Here is a 436-nt window from a genome sequence, read left to right on the forward strand (position 1 = left end):
CTATGCCAGCCCAAAATATCTTTGATGAGCAAGATGCAGCCTACAAAGAAAGCATCTTGCTATCAGCTGTAAGCAAGCGTCTAGCTATCGAAGCTGGCTCTAGCTTTGGTTGGGGCAAGTATGTCGGCCTCGCTGGCAAGACCTTGACCATTGACACTTGGGGAGCTTCAGCACCAGGTAATAAGATTTTTGAAGAGTATGGCTTTACAGTTGACAATGCTGTTGCGCTTTACAAATCTATGTAAGAAAACTGTGTTATAAAGATATCGCCCAAGTTTTCCTTGGGTGACTTTTTGGTAACTACAAGTTTTAAAATTGACAGGCAACTAGAGTTTAGGCTACAATGATTTTAAATAAGTTAATAAAAAATGGAGGACAAGTAGATGAAAAAACTAATCCCCCTTTTGGCGACAGGCCTATCAATCTTAGCTTTAGC

The 436-nt window shown here is 40.6% G+C and carries 1 pseudogene; it reads left to right on the forward strand.

Annotated features, from left to right (window positions below):
* Positions 1-245: pseudogene (locus FH871_RS34945) on the forward strand (transketolase); the annotation flags it as partial.
* Positions 246-436 lie beyond the last annotated feature (191 nt).

This window comes from Larkinella sp. C7 (genome assembly GCF_006149005.1).
GTDB lineage: Bacteria > Bacteroidota > Bacteroidia > Cytophagales > Spirosomataceae > Larkinella.